Source organism: Cellulosimicrobium cellulans, from assembly GCF_016907755.1.
GTDB classification, from domain to species: Bacteria; Actinomycetota; Actinomycetes; order Actinomycetales; family Cellulomonadaceae; genus Cellulosimicrobium; species Cellulosimicrobium cellulans_D.
In genome coordinates, this window is the sequence record NZ_JAFBCN010000001.1 from 136,740 (window position 1) to 154,094 (window position 17,355).

At 74.2% G+C, this 17,355-nt stretch carries 16 protein-coding genes; 11 read left to right on the top strand and 5 right to left on the bottom strand.

The genetic code is table 11. The features are described 5' to 3' along the window. Window positions 1-2 precede the first annotated feature (2 nt). On the bottom strand, window positions 3-1,556 hold the full coding sequence (locus JOE63_RS00590) for an ATP-binding protein (protein ID WP_204538280.1): 1,554 nt from the start codon (window positions 1,554-1,556) through the stop codon (window positions 3-5). Between the two features lie 160 nt (window positions 1,557-1,716). Between JOE63_RS00590 and JOE63_RS00595 the strand changes: the two genes are divergently transcribed. The 5 genes from JOE63_RS00595 to JOE63_RS00615 all read left to right on the top strand — a co-directional run bounded on the left by JOE63_RS00595 (window position 1,717) and on the right by JOE63_RS00615 (window position 5,753). After that, entirely contained in the window at window positions 1,717-2,178 is a 462-nt protein-coding gene (locus tag JOE63_RS00595) for a hypothetical protein (RefSeq protein ID WP_204538284.1), read from the top strand. Next, window positions 2,175-2,537, top strand: a complete 363-nt coding sequence (locus tag JOE63_RS00600) for a winged helix-turn-helix domain-containing protein (protein ID WP_087470299.1) — start codon at window positions 2,175-2,177, stop codon at window positions 2,535-2,537. The genes JOE63_RS00595 and JOE63_RS00600 overlap by 4 nt, the downstream gene beginning before the upstream one ends. Window positions 2,538-2,625: 88 nt before the next feature. Further along, window positions 2,626-3,279: a DNA-3-methyladenine glycosylase I gene (locus tag JOE63_RS00605; RefSeq protein WP_087470300.1), complete on the top strand. Its 654-nt coding sequence runs from the start codon at window positions 2,626-2,628 to the stop codon at window positions 3,277-3,279. Between the two features lie 44 nt (window positions 3,280-3,323). Then, window positions 3,324-4,766 carry an L-serine ammonia-lyase gene (locus JOE63_RS00610; RefSeq protein WP_204538287.1) on the top strand — a complete coding sequence of 481 codons (1,443 nt, stop codon included), beginning with the start codon at window positions 3,324-3,326 and terminating at the stop codon, window positions 4,764-4,766. Window positions 4,767-4,880: 114 nt separating this feature from the next. Further along, window positions 4,881-5,753: an LLM class F420-dependent oxidoreductase gene (locus JOE63_RS00615; RefSeq protein ID WP_204538290.1), complete on the top strand. Its 873-nt coding sequence runs from the start codon at window positions 4,881-4,883 to the stop codon at window positions 5,751-5,753. A gap of 26 nt (window positions 5,754-5,779) precedes the next feature. Here the strand turns inward: JOE63_RS00615 and JOE63_RS00620 are convergent, their stop codons facing one another. Then, the gene (locus JOE63_RS00620; RefSeq protein ID WP_087470302.1) at window positions 5,780-6,322 is read right to left on the bottom strand and encodes a DapH/DapD/GlmU-related protein; all 543 of its coding nucleotides are present in this window, start codon (window positions 6,320-6,322) and stop codon (window positions 5,780-5,782) included. A gap of 20 nt (window positions 6,323-6,342) precedes the next feature. Then, on the bottom strand, window positions 6,343-7,647 hold the full coding sequence (locus tag JOE63_RS00625) for a glycosyltransferase (protein WP_087470303.1): 1,305 nt from the start codon (window positions 7,645-7,647) through the stop codon (window positions 6,343-6,345). A gap of 159 nt (window positions 7,648-7,806) precedes the next feature. Here JOE63_RS00625 and JOE63_RS21560 point away from each other — a divergent pair, with 159 nt between their 5' ends. The 3 genes from JOE63_RS21560 to JOE63_RS00640 are packed head-to-tail and all read left to right on the top strand — an operon-like array spanning window position 7,807 to window position 9,906. Continuing rightward, window positions 7,807-8,454 carry a TetR/AcrR family transcriptional regulator gene (locus JOE63_RS21560; RefSeq protein WP_307839877.1) on the top strand — a complete coding sequence of 216 codons (648 nt, stop codon included), beginning with the start codon at window positions 7,807-7,809 and terminating at the stop codon, window positions 8,452-8,454. 39 nt (window positions 8,455-8,493) lie between these two features. After that, the gene (locus tag JOE63_RS00635) at window positions 8,494-9,093 is read left to right on the top strand and encodes a sulfite oxidase-like oxidoreductase (RefSeq protein WP_087470305.1); all 600 of its coding nucleotides are present in this window, start codon (window positions 8,494-8,496) and stop codon (window positions 9,091-9,093) included. A 9-nt stretch (window positions 9,094-9,102) separates the two neighbouring features. Beyond that, window positions 9,103-9,906 (top strand): ferredoxin reductase, encoded by an 804-nt coding sequence (locus tag JOE63_RS00640; RefSeq protein ID WP_087470306.1) that lies wholly within the window; start codon window positions 9,103-9,105, stop codon window positions 9,904-9,906. A gap of 9 nt (window positions 9,907-9,915) precedes the next feature. Here JOE63_RS00640 and JOE63_RS00645 read toward each other — a convergent pair whose 3' ends face one another. Further along, entirely contained in the window at window positions 9,916-10,056 is a 141-nt protein-coding gene (locus tag JOE63_RS00645; protein ID WP_157759508.1) for a hypothetical protein, read from the bottom strand. Window positions 10,057-10,139: 83 nt separating this feature from the next. On the opposite strand from JOE63_RS00645, the gene JOE63_RS00650 reads away from it, so the two are divergent. From JOE63_RS00650 to JOE63_RS00660, 3 genes are all read left to right on the top strand, one after another. Further along, window positions 10,140-11,495, top strand: a complete 1,356-nt coding sequence (locus JOE63_RS00650; protein ID WP_204538293.1) for a serpin family protein — start codon at window positions 10,140-10,142, stop codon at window positions 11,493-11,495. A 21-nt stretch (window positions 11,496-11,516) separates the two neighbouring features. Then, window positions 11,517-12,827: a serpin family protein gene (locus JOE63_RS00655; RefSeq protein WP_204538296.1), complete on the top strand. Its 1,311-nt coding sequence runs from the start codon at window positions 11,517-11,519 to the stop codon at window positions 12,825-12,827. A 316-nt stretch (window positions 12,828-13,143) separates the two neighbouring features. Next, window positions 13,144-16,533: a discoidin domain-containing protein gene (locus tag JOE63_RS00660; RefSeq protein ID WP_204538299.1), complete on the top strand. Its 3,390-nt coding sequence runs from the start codon at window positions 13,144-13,146 to the stop codon at window positions 16,531-16,533. Window positions 16,534-16,569: 36 nt separating this feature from the next. Here the strand turns inward: JOE63_RS00660 and JOE63_RS00665 are convergent, their stop codons facing one another. Beyond that, on the bottom strand, window positions 16,570-17,151 hold the full coding sequence (locus JOE63_RS00665; protein WP_087470309.1) for a pyridoxamine 5'-phosphate oxidase family protein: 582 nt from the start codon (window positions 17,149-17,151) through the stop codon (window positions 16,570-16,572). Window positions 17,152-17,355 lie beyond the last annotated feature (204 nt).

A 17,355-nucleotide genomic window follows, 5' to 3' on the forward strand; every position in this document is an offset into this window, starting at 1 on the left:
GCTCAGAGCATGCGCCGCGCGCGCAGGTACGCGGCGAGGTCGTCGTAGCGGCCGTCGTTGTTCGCGAAGGTGACGACGTTGCGCGCGGACTGGAGCCACGCCGTCGTCGAGGGCCGCACGTCCGCGAGCGCGGCGTCCAGGTCCGCCATGGTGATCGGTCGCACCTGGCCCGACGCGATCGAGTCCATCATCGCCTTCTCGGCCGCCGTGGCCGCGAGGTGCTCCAGGTCGGCGCCGGAGAAGCCGTCGGTGCGCTGCACGACCGAGCGCAGGTCGATCCCGGCGACCGGGCGGCCGGCGAGGTGGTGGCGCAGGATCGCCTCGCGCGCCGGCTCGTCGGGCGGCAGCACGAGCACGACGCGGTCGAACCGCCCCGGCCGCAGGAGCGCCGTGTCGACGTCCCACGGGTGGTTCGTGGCGCCGAGGACGAACAGCCCGTCGTTGTCCGACCCGATGCCGTCCATCTCCTGGAGGAGCTGGTTGACCACGGTCCGCATGCCCGACGACCCGGAGTACTGCGCGCGCTTGCCGCCGATCGCGTCGACCTCGTCGAGGAAGAGCACGGCGGGGGCGAGCTGGCGTGCCCGCTGGAACAGGGCGTGGAGGTTCTGCTCGCTCTCCCCGATGTACTTGTCGAGGATGTCCGCGAGCGTCACGGTGAGGAAGCGCGCGCCGAGCTCGCCCGCCACCGCGCGGGCCATGTAAGTCTTGCCGGTCCCGGGCGGCCCGTAGAGCAGGAGCCCGCCGCGCAGCGACTTGCCGAACGCCTTGGCGATCGCCTGGTTCCGCATCGGCTCCAGGAACGCCTCGCGGATGCGCTGCTTCACCGGCTCCAGGCCGCCGACGTCCGCGAGCGTCACCGTCTCGCGCGAGATCTCGAGCAGCCCGGACCCGTCGTCAGGGGCGTCGTCGCGCGCGGGGACGAGGAACGGCTCGCCGCCCGGCGCGGGCGCGACGACGTCGTCCTCCACGCGGGGCGCCGCGCCCGGCCCGGCGGGCGGGACGGCGGGCGCCTGCCCGGGCGGCGCCTCGGCGCCCGGTGTCTCGACGAACGGTGCCGGGACGTGGACGCCCACCTCGTGCTCCAGCCGGTCCCAGTCGATGCCCGACGGCGCCGCAGAGCCCGGTGCGGCGGGCGAGACGGGTTCCGCGGGGGCCTCGGCGGCCGGGACGCCGGGTGCGGCGGCGCCGGGCGCGCGCGGGACGGTCGCGTCGGACGGCGCGCCCGTGATGAGCCCGTCGCCGAGGCCTCCCGGCGCGGACGTCGGAGCGTGCAGCCCGGCGACCGGGGCCGACGCCGTGGCGGAGCCCGTCGCGGACGGGTCGGCCCCGGTCGCCGCGGCGCGGGCTCCCGTCGCCGCGGCGACGGCCGAGTCCTGGACGAGGCGCAGCGCCTCGCCGTCGGCCGGGTCGATCCGCAGCGCCGCGCTCGCCTGCTCGAGCGCCTCGACCGGGCGCCCGGCGGCCAGCAGGAGGCTCGCGTAGTGGACGCGCAGCGGGGCGCTCGACGGCGCCGCCGCGACGGCGGCGGCGAGCGCGGCCAGGGCGTCGGACATGGGGGCTCCTCGGTGGCGCGGACGGGACGACGGCGCGGGTGCGCCCGTGAGCGCGACCGGCCGGGAACAGTGTGCCCCGGACCGGTGACGCCCGACCATCGGCACAACTCCCCGAGGCAACTAGTTGCCATGCTGGAAAGTAGATGCTTGGATGGCATCCATGAGCACCGACGAGACGACCGCCCGCCCCGCCCCCAGCCCGGCCGAGGCCTCCTCCGCGCTGGAGCACGCCGCGCGGCTCGCCACGTCGACGCGGACCCGGGGCTGGCGCTGGGTCCGCCTCTACCTCACGGGCTGGGCCGCGGCGGGCGTCGGCCTCGTGCTCGCCCTGGGCCTCGGCGGGCAGATCGGGTTCGTCGTCGGCATGAGCGCCTGGGCCGTGATCGTCACGGCGGGCGTCACGTGGGCCGCGCGCCAGGGGAGCATGGCCGCCGGGACGCGCCGCCGCCTGGTCCTCGGCGCCGGCGGGTGGGCCGTCGTCTACGGCGCGACGCTCTTCGTCGGGCTCGACCGGTTCGCGGGCGACGTCGCGTTCTGGGTCCCTGCCGCACTCGTCAGCGCGGTCCCCCTGCTCCTCGCGGCGTGGCTGCCCGCGCCGCGCGACACCGTGGCGACCGCATGACCGCCGAGCGCGACGTCGCCGCGGGCGACGCCGTCGAGCACCACCCGCGGCACACGCTCGACGAGGTGATCCACTCCCCCGTGCGCCTGTCGGTCGTCGCGGCGCTGTCCGGCGTCGAGAAGGCGGACTTCAAGACCTTGCGCGACACCATCGAGCTCTCCGACCCGACGCTGTCCAAGCAGCTCACGGTGCTGGAGGCCGCGGGGTACGTGGAGATCTCCAAGGAGCGCTCGGGCCGCCGCGCACGCACGTGGGTCCGGCTGACCGGCACAGGTCGCGACGCCCTCGTCGCCCACCTCGACGCGCTGCGCGCCATCGCGGACCTCCGGCTGCCTCCCGCGCCGTCCCCGGGAACCTGACCGTGCACAGGCCCGGACACCGCGGTCCCCGTCCACAGGGGGCACCGGAGGGTGCCTCCGTGTCGGCGGGACCGGGCAGAGTGGACGCATGACGACCGACACGACCGCGTCGACGCCCCTCGCGGTGCCCGACGACGCGCCTGCCGCCCCGCGACCGGGCGCCCGCTGCTTCGGCGACGGGGACCCGCTCTACGAGGAGTACCACGACTCCGAGTGGGCGGTCCCGGTGCACGGGGACACGGCGCTGTTCGAGCGCCTGGCGCTGGAGGGGTTCCAGTCCGGCCTGTCCTGGATCACCGTGCTGCGCAAGCGCCCTGCCTTCCGCGAGGTGTTCGCGGGGTTCGACCCGGAGGCCGTCGCCGCGTTCGGCGAGGCCGACGTCGAGCGCCTGCTCGGCGACGCGCGCATCATCCGCAACCGGCAGAAGATCACCGCCACGATCGACAACGCGCGCGCCCTGCTGTCGCTCCAGGAGAGCGGGCGCACGCTGGACGAGCTGATCTGGTCGTTCGCACCACCGGCCCGCCGCGAGCGCCCCGCGACCTGGGGCGACGTCCCGGGGCTCACCCCCGAGTCGACGGCGCTCTCGAAGTCGCTCAAGAAGCTGGGCTTCCGGTTCGTCGGGCCGACGACGGCCTACGCCGCGATGCAGGCGTGCGGCCTGGTGGACGACCACCTCGCGACCTGCCCGGTCGCCCTGGCCACGCCGGGCCGACCGAGCGCCCCGGCGCCGTCGCTATAGCAAGAACCGCCCGCATCGTGGGACGAGGTGCGACCATGGTCCCCATGAGCGCGTACGTGTCGGTCCTCGACCTCTTCTCCGTCGGTGTGGGCCCGTCGAGCTCGCACACCGTCGGGCCGATGCGGGCCGCGAGGGCGTTCGTCGCGATGCTGGACGACCGCGGCGCGCTGGGTGACGTCGTCGGCCTGCGGGTCGTCCTGTGCGGGTCGCTCGGAGCGACCGGCGTCGGCCACGGCACGCCGGACGCCGTCGTCGCCGGGCTGCTCGGCCTCGACCCCGAGACGTGCGACCCAGCCCGGGTCCCCGGCTCGTGGGAGAAGCTGGGCGACGGCGCGCCTGTCGCTCTGCTGGGCCTCCACCGCATCACCATGACGAGCGACGACGTGCGCCTCGCGCCGCTGACCCGCATGCCCGGCCACCCCAACGGCATGCGGTTCACCGCGCTCGACGCGAGCGGCGCCCCGCTGGCCGAGGAGGCGTACTACTCGGTGGGCGGCGGCTTCGTGCTCACCGCCGCCGAGCTCGAGTCCGCGGCCGCGAACGAGGCGGCGCAGGTCGGCGCCGAGCTCGCGGGCGAGGCGATCGACCCCGGGACCGAGCCGTCGGGCGTGCCGTTCCCGTTCGCCAACGCGGCCGAGCTCCTCGCCCTGTGCGAGCGCGAGCGCACGTCCGTCGCGGCCGTCGCGTGGGCGAACGAGTCCGCCCTGCGTCCCGCCGCCGAGGTCGAGGCGGGCGTCGACCGGATCTGGGACACCATGAGCGCGTGCGTCGACGCCGGGCTCGAGCGCGACGGCGTGCTGCCCGGTCGTCTCCAGGTCCGCCGTCGGGCGCGGGCGCAGCGCGAACGCCTCGAGCTCGCGGACGAGCGCGGTGCCGACACGACGATCGAGTGGCTCCAGGCGTTCGCCATGGCCGTCAACGAGGAGAACGCGGACGGGCGCCGCGTCGTGACCGCGCCGACGAACGGCGCCGCCGGGATCATCCCTGCCGTCGGGCGCCACTTCCTGCGCACCCACCCGGACGTCGCCGCCGACCCCGCGCGCCGGCGCCGGGCCATGCGCACGTACCTCCTCACCGCCGCGGCGATCGGCGCGCTCTACAAGCGCAACGCGTCCATCTCCGGCGCGGAGGCGGGCTGCCAGGGGGAGGTCGGCTCGGCGTGCTCGATGGCCGCGGGGGCGATCTGCGCCGTGCTCGGGGGCACCCCGGCCCAGGTGGAGAACGCGGCCGAGATCGCGATGGAGCACAACCTCGGGCTCACGTGCGACCCCGTCGGCGGGCTCGTCCAGGTCCCGTGCATCGAGCGCAACGCCATCGCCGCGTGCACCGCCGTCTCCGCGGCGCGCCTCGCCCTCCAGGGCGACGGCTCGCACGTCGTCTCGCTCGACACCGTCATCGAGACCATGCGCCAGACCGGCGTCGACATGTCGACCAAGTACAAGGAGACCTCGACGGGCGGCCTCGCGGTCAACGTCATCGAGTGCTGAGCCGGAGCGCAGCGAAGCAAGCGCAGGCTCCGGCACGACCGGCGGGTCGAGTGCTCACCGCACCTGCCCGCCGGGGTTGACTTCGAGCGCGCTCGAAGGAGAACGATGCGAGGCATGCGACTCGGTGCACACCTCATGCGATTCGACTCCGTCGAGCCCTCGGCCCTGCGCCGGGAGCTCGGGGACACGGCCGCCGCGGCGGAGGAGGCCGGCCTCGGCTGGATCTCCGTGATGGACCACTGGTTCCAGATGGAGCCCGCGGGCCTCCCGCCGTCGGACCCCATGCTCGAGGCCTACACGACGCTCGGCTACCTCGCGGGCCGCACCGAGACCGTGCGACTCGGCGCGCTGGTCACCGGCGTGACGTACCGCTACCCGGGCCTGCTCGCCAAGACCGTCGCGACGCTCGACGTGCTCTCGGGCGGCCGGGCGACGTTCGGGATCGGCGCGGCCTGGTACGAGCGCGAGCACGCGGCGCTCGGTGTCCCGTTCCCGCCGCTCAAGGAGCGGTTCGAGCGGCTGGAGGAGACGCTGCAGATCGCGCGGCAGATGTACGACCCCGCGGCGAACGGCCCCTACGAGGGCGTGCACTACCAGCTCGCGGAGACGCTGTGCTCGCCGCTCCCGCTGAGCACGCCGGAGATCATGGTGGGCGGGTCGGGCGAGCGCAAGACGCTGCGGCTCGTCGCGCAGTACGCGGACGCGTGCAACCTCTTCGCGACGTCGCCCGAGGACGTGGCGCACAAGCTGGACGTGCTCCGCCGGCACTGCGACGACGTCGGGCGCGATCCCGCCCAGATCCGGGTGACGGTGCTGCACGGCGGTGAGGCGCTGCTGCGCGGCGACGTCAGGGCGTTCGTCGACGACGTCCGCCCGCTCGCCGGGCTCGGCGTGGACACCGTGATCCTGCGCCCGCCGACGACGCCCCTCGCCGCGTGGGTGCGCGGCGCCGTCGCCCCGGCGGTCCCGCACGTCGCCGACCTCTGAGTCGCCCTCCGACCCAGGACGACCGCTCACCACGTGCGCCGCACGACCGCCTTGGTGCCCGTGACGAGGCTGCGCGCCGGGACGTCGTCGGCCACGACCGCGCCGGCGGCGACGACCGCGTCGCGACCGATGGTCACGCCGGGCAGGATCGTCGCGCCGGCGCCGATCCACACGTTCTCGTGCACGTCGATCGGGCCGCCCGTCAGCCAGACCTTGCGGTCGTCGGTGTCGACCGGGTGCCCGACGGTGACGAACGTGACCCGCGGCGCGACCATGACGCGCTCGGCCAGCCGGATGCCCGCGTAGTCGAGGAACGTGCAGTTCTGGTTGACGAAGACCCGCTCCCCCAGGTCGAGGCGCAGCCCGTGGTCGGTGAAGAACGGCGGGTAGATCGTCACGCGCGGCGGCAGGGGGCGGCCGAGGATCTGCTCGAACAGCCGCGCCCGACCGTCCTCGTCGTCGAACGGCAGGACGTTGAGCCGGGAGGTGAGCTCGGTGGCCCGCAGCACCCTCTCGGACATGGCGCGGAACTCGGGACCGTGGATGCGCATGAGCAGGTCGCTGGGCATCCCCCGATCCTGCCTCCGGGTCAGCGGGCGGCGCGCGCCGCCTCGCGGGCCGCGACGACCTCCTCGACGACGTCGACCACGCCGGTCTCGCCTGGCGAGGCGGCGATGCGCTCGCCGAGGCGCCGGCTCGCGCGGGCGTACGACGGGTCGGCGAGCAGCTGCCGCACCGCGCGCCGGACCTGGCCGGGGCGCGGGGTGCTCGTCCGCAGCCGCACGCCCGCACCGGTCCACGCGACGCGCGCGGCGACCTCCGCCTTGTCCTCGGTCTTGCCCGCGACGACCACGGGGACGCCGTGCCGCAGCGCGTGGTGCACCCCGCCGTAGCCGCCGTTCGTGACGAGGACCGAGGTGCGCGGGAGCAGCGCGTCGTACGGGAGGTACTCGGCCGCGCGCGCGTTCGCCGGGAGCGGCCCGAGCGCTCCGACCGGACGGCCGCCGGTCGCCGCGACGACCAGCACGTCCTCGGCCGCGAGCGCGCGCAGCGTGGGGACGAGGAGCTGGGTCGGGTCCTCGTTCGCGACGGTCCCCTGCGTGACGTGCACGACCGGCCGGCGGGTGTCGAGGTCGCCCCACCACGCCGGGAGGTCGTCGTTCCCCGGCGCCGGGCGCGGCGGGCCGACGAACCGGACCGGGGTCGCGACGTCGGGCCGCGGGTACTCGAGCTCGGGGACGGTGAGCTGCACGACGGCGTCCGCGTCGGCGGGCCAGCCGAGGAAGAAGGTGCCGCTCGGCTCCCCGCCCGCGGCCCGGACCATGTCCTGCGCGGCGCGCTGCGGGGCTGCGAACGCGACCCGCTCGACGAAGGCGTGGAGCGCCCGGTTGCGCAGGACACCGAGGGGGCCCCGCGCGGGCAGCACCCCGAGGCCGAACGGCGCGGTGTGGTCGCTCGTCAGCCCGAGCGGGAAGATCCCGAGCGCGAGCACAGGAGGACGGCGGTCGGCGGGCACCGAGACGAGCGGCATCGCGCCGAGGAACAGGGGCTCGACGAGCACGACGTCGGCCGGGCGCTCGGCGAGAGCCGCGAGCACCGCTCGGTGCTGCGCCGCGCCCGGCGCCACGAAGATCTCCAGCATGTCGTGCCGGATCGCGTCGAGCCCGGTGCGCCCCGCGCGGCCGGGGAACGCCGCGGCGAGGTCGCGGTCGTCGAAGTCGGCCGCTGCCGGGAGCGGGACGTGCTCGGCCCCGGTGGCCTCGACGGCGGCAGCGAACCGGGCGCCGGTGAGGAACCTGACGTCGTGGCCGCGGGCGACGAGCGCCCGGGTGACGGCGAGCAGCGGGGTGACGTGGGCGTGCACCGGGGTGGAGCAGAGCAGGACGGTGGCCATCGGTGGGGCCTCTCTCGTGGCGGCGCGCGGGCGCGCCGGTCGGACGGGAAGGCGCAGGACCGGGCCGTCTGCGCGGGCGACGCCGGAGGGGAGACGGCGTGTGAGAAGATCGAACAACCGTCAGGAGTATTCATCACCTTGAAGGGGTAGTCAATAGTGGTGCCTCGCGTCTACACGTCCGACCTCCGCGCCGAGCAGGCCGCACGCACGCGCGAACGGGTCGTGCGCGCCGCCGCGCAGGAGCTGACCGAGCGCGGCTACGAGCGCACGACGCTCGCGCGCGTCGCCGCACGCGCAGGCGTCTCGCTCGAGACGGTGAAGGCGCACGGACCCAAGCGCGCTCTCCTGCTCGCCGCGTTCGAGCTCACGTTCGCCGGGTCGGAGGGCCAGGAGTCCCTGGGCGAGCGGCCCGAGGGACGCTCGGTGGCCGGCACCACCGACCCCGAGGAGTTCCTCGACGGCCTCGTCGCGCTCGTCGCGGCGGCGAACGAGCGGGTCGCCGGCCTGTGGTCCGCCTTCACCTCGGCGGCGCGCTCCGACGACGCCGTCGCCGCGGAGCTCGACGCGCTCCTCGAACGCCGCCGCGCAGACCTGCGTGCGAGCGTCGACGTGCTCGCCTCGCACGGGTTCCGCCCCCGGGCGCCGCGGGACGAGGCGGCCGAGTCTCTGTCCTACCTCCTCGCGCCCGAAGGCTGGACCCACTTCGTCGCGGGCGCCGGCTGGCCGGGCGAGCGGTACCGCGCCTGGCTGCGCGACGGCGTCGTGCGACTCGTCGCGGCGCCTCCGGAGCGCGACGCCGACGCCTGAGCCCTGGCGCGCCGTCGGGCACCGCGCCTACCGTGTGCCATGAGCACCCTCACCCCCGGCTTCCACGGCCGGCCGCGCCCGCAGGGCGTGGCGCTCCCGCCGGGCCAGTACGTCGAGACCGGGTTTCCCGTGCTCTCGGCGGGGCCCACACCGCGCGTCGACACCGCGACCTGGCGGCTCGACGTCACGACGGAGACGGGCACGACGCACGCGTGGTCGTGGTCGGACCTCATGGCGCTCCCCCAGGACGAGCCGACCGTCGACATCCACTGCGTCACCCGGTGGTCCAAGTTCGGGACGTCGTGGCGCGGCGTCTCGCTCGACACGCTCCTCGCCGACGTCGAGTCGACCGCCGACTTCGCGATGATCGGCTGCTACGGCGGGTACACGACCAACCTCCCGGTCGCGGAGCTGCTGGGCGGCAAGGCGTGGGTCGTGCACACGTTCGACGGCGCCCCGCTGCACCCCGTGCACGGCGGTCCGGCGCGGCTGCTCGTGCCGCACCTGTACTTCTGGAAGTCGGCCAAGTGGGTCAACAGCATCACGCTCATGCCCATGGACCGCCAGGGCTTCTGGGAGCGCCTGGGCTACCACGACCTCGGCGACCCGTGGCGCGAGCAGAGGTACCAAGGTGATTGAGGTTTCACGATGACCGAGGCGCCGGTCCGCCTCGGCGCCCGGTACGCGACGCCGTCGCGCTGGCAGGTCGCGACGCTCGTCGACGCGTGGGAGGAGAGCCCGTCCGCGCGGACGCTCGTCCTCGAGGTCCCCGCCTGGCCCGGACACCTGGCAGGTCAGCACGTGGACCTGCGCCTCACCGCGCCGGACGGCTACACCGCCGAGCGCAGCTACTCGATCGGCAGCGCGGCGACGCGCGCGAGCGTGCCCGACGACGGCTCCCCCGCGCGCGTCGAGGTCACCGTGCAGCGCGTCCCCGGCGGGGAGGTCTCCACGTACCTCACCGACGGCTTCGCGGTGGGGGACGCGATCGAGCTGCGCGGGCCGGTCGGCGGCTGGTTCGTCTGGTCGCCGGAGCACGACGCCGGGACACCGGTCCTGCTCGCGGCCGGCGGGTCGGGGCTCGTGCCCCTCATGGCGATGCTCCGCACGCGCCGCGACGCGGGCGACCGGACGCCGTTCCGGCTCGTCTACTCCGTCCGCCGCCCCGAGGACCGGCTGTACGTCGCGGACCTCGACCGGCTCGCCGCCGCGCACGACGGGCTCGACACCCAGGTCGTGTTCACCCGCTCGGCCCCGCTCGGCGCGATGCGTGGACCCGGCCGCCTCGAACGACGCGACCTCGCGGCGTGGGGCTGGCCCGCCGAGATCGAGCCCGCGTGCTTCGTGTGCGGGCCGACGGGGTTCGTCGAGGCGGTCGCCCGCCAGCTCGTCTCGCTCGGCCACGACCCGGCGCGTGTCAAGACCGAGCGCTTCGGGCCCGCCGGGGACTGACGGGCGCGACTACGCCGGCGGCGGCGTCCAGCCGCCCTGGGCGCGCGCCTCGCGCTCCGCGAGCACGCTGCGCAGCAGCCGGATCGTGAGGATCAGCGCCCAGATCACCAGCACGGCGACCGTCGCGACCACGGCGACGTAGAGCAGCATCAGCAAAGGGTAGACCGGCCCGAGTCCCATGCGCGGACCCTACCGGTGCGCAAGCCCGGCCCGCGGTACGACATAGTCAGGTCGTGAGCGTGGCGGGTACGCCACGGCAGTTCCACGAGGGGGCGGCATTGACGACCTGGACGCGACATCGGCCCGGCAGGCGGCGCGAGACCGCTCTGATCGGGGTCGCGACCTTCGCGACGCTGGTGCTCGGAGCGTGCGCGACGACGTCGAGCGAGCCGCCCGCGGTCACGACCGCGGACGTGGAGCGCCGGGTCGTGACCGTCGCCGACGCGGACGCCACGCCCGACGTGGTCGGCGCGACCGAGGAGCTCGGCCTGACGATGCTCGACGCGGCCCCGCGCGAGGGCAACGTCGTCGTGTCGCCGGCGAGCGCCGTCGTCGCCCTGTCCATGCTCGCGGAGGGCGCGCGCGGCGAGACCGCCGCGTCCCTCGACGCCGCGCTCGGCGCGAGCGGCCAGGACCGGACCGACGCCGTCAACGCCCTGCTCGCAGCGCTGCAGGACTACGACGGCGACCCCGCCCTCGTGCAGAAGGACGAGCTCCCGAAGACCCCGCTCGTGCACGTCGCGAACCAGGTCGTCCTCGACGACCAGGCACAGGTCCACGACACGTACCTCGAGGCGCTCGCCGCCGGGTACGACGCGGGGGTGCTCGAGACCGACCTCGGCTCGAAGGCAGGCCTCGAGCCGCTGGACCGGTGGGTCCGGCACCACACGGGCGGGCTGATCGAGGAGTCCGCAGTCGAGCCCGACACCGACTCCCGCCTCGCGCTCCAGAACGCCGCGCTGCTCGCGGCGCGCTGGTCGTCGCCGTTCGAGGAGCAGGCGACCCGCCCGAGCCCGTTCGTCCTGGCGGACGGGACCGACGTCGACGCCGAGGCGATGCACCAGAAGCACGACTGGTCGTACGCCGAGGTGGACGGGTGGCAGGCCGTCCGGCTCCCGTACACCGAGGGCTTCCACGCCGACGTCGTGCTCCCGCCGGACGGCGTCGACCCGGCGACGCTCGCGCCGGAGACGAGCGCTGCCCTGCGCACGGCGCTCGACGCCGCCTCGCCCCGCAGCGTCGCGCTCACGCTCCCGACGCTCGACATCGACGCCGACGCACCGCTCGACCTGACGCCCGCGCTCGTCGCGGCCGGGCTCGGCGACCTGCTGGAAACGCCCGACCTGACCGGCATCAGCGACGAGGACGGCCTGAAGGTGACGCAGGCGTGGCAGCAGGCGGTGCTGCGCGTGGACGAGGAGGGCACCGTGGCGGCGGCGGTGACGGAGGTCGTCGCCGGCGTCGAGTCCGCGCCCATGATCGAGGACGTCGTCGAGCTGCGCGTCGACCGGCCGTACGTGTTCTCCGTGTCGCACACGGACACGGGCTGGCCGCTGTTCACCGCTGCGGTCCGCGACCCCCGCCACTGACGAGAGGACGGCGACAGCACCATGGCTCCCCGGACGAGCATGGCCCGGACCGGTGCCGGTGTCGCAGCGGCGGCAGCCGTCGTCGGGCTGGTCGCCGCGTGCGCGAGCGGTGTCCCGGCCGGGCCCGACCTGCCCCTCGCGACCGCCGATGCGGCACGTCACGTCGTCTCGGTCTCCGACGCGCCCGCGACGACCTCCGTCGTCGAGGCGACCGATCGGCTCGGCCTGACGATGCTCGACGCGGCCCCGCGCGAGGGCAACGTCGTCGTGTCGCCGGCGAGCGCCGTCGTCGCTCTCTCGATGCTCGCGGAGGGCGCGCGGGGCGAGACCGCTGCGTCCCTCGACGCCGCGCTCGGCGCGACCGGCCAGGGCCGGACCGACGCCGTCAACGCCCTGCTCGCAGCGCTGCAGGTCTACGACGGCGACCCCGCTCTCGTGCAGAAGGACGAGCTCCCGAAGACCCCGCTCGTGCACGTCGCGAACCAGGTCGTCCTCGACGACCAGGCACAGGTCCACGACACGTACCTCGAGGCGCTCGCGACCGGCTACGGCGCCGGGGTCCTGCGCACGGACCTCGGGGCGGCGTCGGGCATCGCCCCGCTGAGCGACTGGGTCCGGTTCCACACGGGCGGGCTCATCGAGAAGAGCGCGATCGAACCGGACGTCGACCTCCGCCTCGTGCTCCAGAACGCCGTGCTCTTCGCGGCGCGGTGGGAGGCGCCGTTCGACGAGGGCGAGACCCGGCCGTCACCGTTCCGGCTCTCGACCGCCGAGCAGGTGGACGTCGAGTCGCTGTCGCTCACCGAGTCGTGGGCGTACGCCGAGCACGACGGCTGGCGCGGCGTGCGCCTCCCCTACGTCGACGGGTTCCACGCGGACGTCGTCCTGCCTCCGGAGGGAACCGACCCCGCGGCGATCACGCCGGCACGTGCGACCGCGCTGCGCGAGGCGCTCGACGCCGCGACGCCGCAGCGGGTGGCGCTGACGATGCCGACCCTCGACGTCCCGGTCGAGCGCGCGACGGACCTGCGCCCCGCGCTCGCCGCCGCCGGGCTGGGCGGGTTGTTCGACCCCGTCGACCCACCGGACCTCGGCGGCATCAGCGACGAGGACCTGTTCGTGTCGCAGGCGAAGCAGCAGGCGATGCTCCAGGTCGACGCCGAGGGCACCGTCGCGGCGGCCGTGACGGAGCTCGGCGCGCAGGCGATGTCGTCGGAGGCAGAGGTCGCTCCGCTCAGCTTCCGCGTCGACCGCCCCTATCTCTTCGCGGTCTCCCACGCCGACACCGGCTGGCAGCTCTTCACCGCTGCGATCCGCGACCCCCGGCACTGACCGGGCTCTTCCCTCACGCGACCGGGATCGACCCCGGTTCTCCCGCGACGAACCGGGCGCATCGGGTGCTTGCGACATCTCTTGACGCCTCCTTCACCCGGCAGTAGCGTTCTTGCGTGTTGATGCAAGAAATCAACACTCCGTTGTGCGGTGCGGCACAGCGGGACCGCAATTCTCGAAGGTACCGACCCGAGCCAGCCGGCCCCGCCGGACGTGCGCCGTGGCCCGTCCTCCGACCCGGGCGTCCGGTCCGGTGCGGGGTCGCGCTCGGCGCGGCCTGACGCCCGTCGACGACGACGGGAGATCGAGGACATCGATGAGACATCGACCCAGCACGTCGAACCGCACACCCGCCGGGGCGCCGCAGCGCCGGCTCCGCCTGCTCGCCGCGACCGCGGCGGCGACGGCCCTGCTCGTCCCGCTCGGCCTGACGACCACCGCGACGGCGGCGCCCACCGTGCTGTCCGCCGGGAAGCCGACGGCCGCGAGCAGCAACAACTCGCCGTACCTGTCCGGCAACCTCACCGACGGCAACCAGGGCACCTACTGGGAGTCGACCAACAACACGTTCCCGCAGTGGGCGCAGGTCGACCTCGGCGCGGCCGCCACGGTCGAGGACCTCGTGCTCAAGCTCCCGACGGGCTGGGAGACGCGCAACCAGACCCTCAGCGTGCAGTCCAGCACGGACGGCTCGAGCTTCTCCACGATCAAGGCGTCACAGGCGTACGCGTTCAACCCCGCGTCGGGGAACACCGTGACGGTCGACGTGCCGGACACGTCCGCCCGCTACGTGCGCGTCCAGATCACCGCGAACACGGGCTGGCCCGCGGGCCAGCTCTCCGAGCTGGAGGTGCGCGGCACGGCCGGCAGCACCGACCCGGGCGGCCCCGGCGACCCGGGCGACCCGGAGCCCCCGACCGGCACCAACCTCGCGCTGAACAAGCCGATCGAGGGGTCGTCGACGGAGTGGCAGTTCGTCGCGAAGAACGCGAACGACGACAGCACCTCGACCTACTGGGAGGGCGCGGGCGGCCAGTACCCAAGCACGCTCACCGTGTCCCTGGACTCCGCGACGCAGCTCACGAACGTCGTCGTCAAGCTTCCGCCGGCGTCCGCGTGGGGCCCGCGCACCCAGACCTTCGAGGTCCAGGGTCGCGCGACCGCGACCGGCGCGTGGCAGACGCTCAAGCCGTCGGCGGGCTACCCGTTCTCCCCGACGTCGGGGAACACGGTGACGGTCCCCGTCACCGGGACGGCCAAGGACGTGCGCCTGCGGTTCACCGGCAACACCGGCTCCGGCAACGGCCAGGTCGCCGAGCTCCAGGTGTTCGGCACCGCCGCGCCCAACCCGGACCTCGTCGTCACGAGCGTCACGGCGACCCCCGCGTCGCCGCTGGAGTCGCAGGCGATCACGCTGTCGGCGGTCGTCAAGAACATCGGCACGCAGGCGTCGGCCGCGACCGACGTCGCGTTCACGCTCGACGGCCAGACGGTCGCGACGAAGCCGGTCGGCGGCCTCGCGGCGGGCGCCCAGGCGACCGTCACGGCCGACGTCGGCGCCCGTCCCGCCGCGAGCTACGCGATCGGCGCGGTCGCCGACGCGGGCGGCACGGTCGCGGAGCAGAACGAGGGCAACAACGGGTACGCGAACCCGACCCCGCTCGTCGTCACCGCCGTCCCGAGCTCCGACCTCGTCCCGACCCTCACGTGGTCGCCGAGCAACCCCGCCGCGGGCAGCACGGTGACGTTCTCCGCGACGATCGCCAACCAGGGCAACGTCGCGACCTCCGCGGCCGCGCACGGCCTCACCGTGACCGTGACGAACAAGGCGACCGGCGCCGTCGTGCGCACCCTCACGGGGTCCGCGAGCGGCGCGATCGCCGCGGGCGCGAGCAGCGCGAGCGTCAACCTCGGCACGTGGACCGCCGCGAACGGCAACTACGACGTGAAGGTCGTCGCCGCGCCGGACTCCACCGAGGTCGCCGCGAAGCAGGCCAACAACACCGCGACCCGACCGCTCTTCGTCGGGCGCGGCGCCAACCTGCCGTTCGACACGTACGAGGCGGAGGACGGCGTCACGGGCGGCGGCGCGACCGTGCTGGCGCCCAACCGCGTCGTCGGCGACCTCGCGGGCGAGGCCTCGGGCCGGCGCGCGGTGACGCTCAACCAGACCGGCGCGTACGTCGAGTGGACCACCAAGGCCCCGACGAACACCCTGCTGACCCGCTTCTCGATCCCCGACTCGGCGGGCGGCGGCGGGACGAACGCGACTCTCGCGATCTACGTCGACGGCCAGTTCCTCAAGAACATCGACCTCACCTCGCGCTACGCGTGGCTGTACGGCAACGAGACCAACCCGGGCAACCAGCCGGGCCAGGGCGCGCCGCGGCACGTCTACGACGAGGCGAGCACGCTGCTCGGCACGACCGTCCCGGCGGGCTCGAAGATCCGCCTCCAGAAGACGGCGAGCAACACGAGCCAGTACGCGATCGACTTCGTCGACCTCGAGCTCGCGACGCCGCAGGCGAACCCGAACCCCGCGCAGTACACGCAGCCCGCGGGCTTCACGCACCAGGACGTCCAGGCGGCGCTCGACAAGGTCCGCATGGACGCCACGGGCACGCTCAAGGGCGTCTACCTGCCCGCCGGCGACTACCAGACGTCGAGCAAGTTCCAGGTGTACGGCAAGGGGGTCGACGTCGTCGGCGCCGGGCCGTGGTTCACGCGGTTCTTCGCGCCGCAGGGCCAGGAGAACACCGACGTCGGCTTCCGTGCCGAGGCGAGCGCGAACGGCTCGACGTTCCGCGACTTCGCGTACTTCGGGAACTACACCTCGCGCATCGACGGCCCGGGCAAGGTCTTCGACTTCGCCAACGTGAAGAACATGACGATCGACAACATCTGGGTCGAGCACATGATCTGCATGTTCTGGGCGTCCAACATGGACGACTCGGAGGTCACGAACTCGCGCATCCGCAACACGTTCGCGGACGCGATCAACATGACCAACGGCAGCGCGAACAACCACGTGCACAACAACCAGGCGCGCGGCACGGGCGACGACTCGTTCGCGCTCTTCGCGGCCACCGACAACGGCGGCAGCGGGCAGCGCGGCAACGTGTTCGAGAACCTCACGTCGACCAACACGTGGCGCGCGGCGGGCCTCGCGGTCTACGGCGGCCAGGACAACACGTTCCGCAACATCTACATCGCGGACACCCTGGTCTACTCGGGCGTCACGATCAGCTCGCTCGACTTCGGCTACCCGATGGAGGGCTTCGGCCCGGCGCCCACCGTGTTCGACGGGCTCACCGTCGTGCGCTCCGGCGGGCACTTCTGGGGCGACCAGGTGTTCGGGGCCGTGTGGATGTTCTCGGCGTCCAAGTCGTTCGGGAACATCCAGGTGAACAACCTCGACGTCATCGACCCGACGTACTCCGGGATCATGTTCCAGACGAACTACGTCGGCGGGCAGCCGCAGAACACGTTCCAGAACCCGACCTTCACCAACGTCACCATCACGGGGGCGAAGAAGAGCGGCGACCAGTACGACGCCAAGTCCGGCTACGGCATCTGGGCCAACCCGATGCCGGAGGCCGGACAGGGCCCGGCGGTCGGCACGGCGACGTTCACCAACCTCACGTTCTCGGGCAACTTCCGGGACATCGAGAACACGACGTCGACCTTCACCATCACGCGCAACTGACGCCCCTCCGCACCACGCCTGACGCCGCAGCCCGCCTCACGAGGCGGGCTGCGGCGCGCGCGCCGCGCCCAGTCCGGTCGACGGCGCGTCGGCACCGAACCGCCACCGCATCGCCGTGTGCTCGGCGCCGCGCGCGTACGCGAAGACGACGTCCGGCCGCACGGCGAACACGTACGCCTCCCCGCCGCCGCCCGGCGTGTCCCAGAACGCGCCGTCGCGCACCTCGAAGTGCCAGTCGTACTTGCAGCGCCACCGCTCCGCGAGGCGGTGCAGGATCGCGTCGTCGGTGACGCGCACCGCGTCGCCCTCCACCACGACGTCCATGCCCTCCTCGTACCGGTTGGCCCCGGTCGTGAGGACGACGTGCGGGTTCGCCGCGAGGTTGCGCGCCTTGCGCTCGTCGGGGCCCGTGCAGAAGAACAGCGCCCCGTCGGCCGTCACGGTGAGCAGCGGCGTGACGTGGGGCCGCCCGTCGGGCCGGACCGTCGACACCCACGACACCCCCGCGCGCTCGAGCGCCTCCCGGACGGCGGACCACGGCACCCGTGGCGCCTCCGGCGTGCTGTAGGCGGCGAGCAGGTCGCCGTGGTCGACGGTCGGGGCGGGCGTCTCGGTCATGGGTGCTCCTGTCGAGGCTCGTCGGACGTCGGGGTCGACCGCCCGCTGGCCCGGAACTCATCGGTCGTCCCCGTCGGGCCCTCGCGCGTTCGACCAGAGCCCCGTGCACCGTCCCAGGGACCCGTGCCCGCGCCGAGTACGGGTCGACGAGTTCACCCGCTCGCACTGAGAGCCTCGTCCAGCGGTCCCGGTAGAGTTCCGAGC

Excerpts from the sequence above, each read along its gene's own strand:
- JOE63_RS00590 (WP_204538280.1), bottom strand. The coding sequence starts at position 1,556 with ATGTCCGACGCCCTGGCCGCGCTCGCCGCCGCCGTCGCGGCGGCGCCG.
- JOE63_RS00595 (WP_204538284.1), top strand. The coding sequence starts at position 1,717 with ATGAGCACCGACGAGACGACCGCCCGCCCCGCCCCCAGCCCGGCCGAG.
- JOE63_RS00600 (WP_087470299.1), top strand. The coding sequence starts at position 2,175 with ATGACCGCCGAGCGCGACGTCGCCGCGGGCGACGCCGTCGAGCACCAC.
- JOE63_RS00605 (WP_087470300.1), top strand. The coding sequence starts at position 2,626 with ATGACGACCGACACGACCGCGTCGACGCCCCTCGCGGTGCCCGACGAC.
- JOE63_RS00610 (WP_204538287.1), top strand. The coding sequence starts at position 3,324 with ATGAGCGCGTACGTGTCGGTCCTCGACCTCTTCTCCGTCGGTGTGGGC.
- JOE63_RS00615 (WP_204538290.1), top strand. The coding sequence starts at position 4,881 with ATGCGACTCGGTGCACACCTCATGCGATTCGACTCCGTCGAGCCCTCG.
- JOE63_RS00620 (WP_087470302.1), bottom strand. The coding sequence starts at position 6,322 with ATGCCCAGCGACCTGCTCATGCGCATCCACGGTCCCGAGTTCCGCGCC.
- JOE63_RS00625 (WP_087470303.1), bottom strand. The coding sequence starts at position 7,647 with ATGGCCACCGTCCTGCTCTGCTCCACCCCGGTGCACGCCCACGTCACC.
- JOE63_RS00635 (WP_087470305.1), top strand. The coding sequence starts at position 8,494 with ATGAGCACCCTCACCCCCGGCTTCCACGGCCGGCCGCGCCCGCAGGGC.
- JOE63_RS00640 (WP_087470306.1), top strand. The coding sequence starts at position 9,103 with ATGACCGAGGCGCCGGTCCGCCTCGGCGCCCGGTACGCGACGCCGTCG.
- JOE63_RS00645 (WP_157759508.1), bottom strand. The coding sequence starts at position 10,056 with ATGCTGCTCTACGTCGCCGTGGTCGCGACGGTCGCCGTGCTGGTGATC.
- JOE63_RS00655 (WP_204538296.1), top strand. The coding sequence starts at position 11,517 with ATGGCTCCCCGGACGAGCATGGCCCGGACCGGTGCCGGTGTCGCAGCG.
- JOE63_RS00660 (WP_204538299.1), top strand. The coding sequence starts at position 13,144 with ATGAGACATCGACCCAGCACGTCGAACCGCACACCCGCCGGGGCGCCG.
- JOE63_RS00665 (WP_087470309.1), bottom strand. The coding sequence starts at position 17,151 with ATGACCGAGACGCCCGCCCCGACCGTCGACCACGGCGACCTGCTCGCC.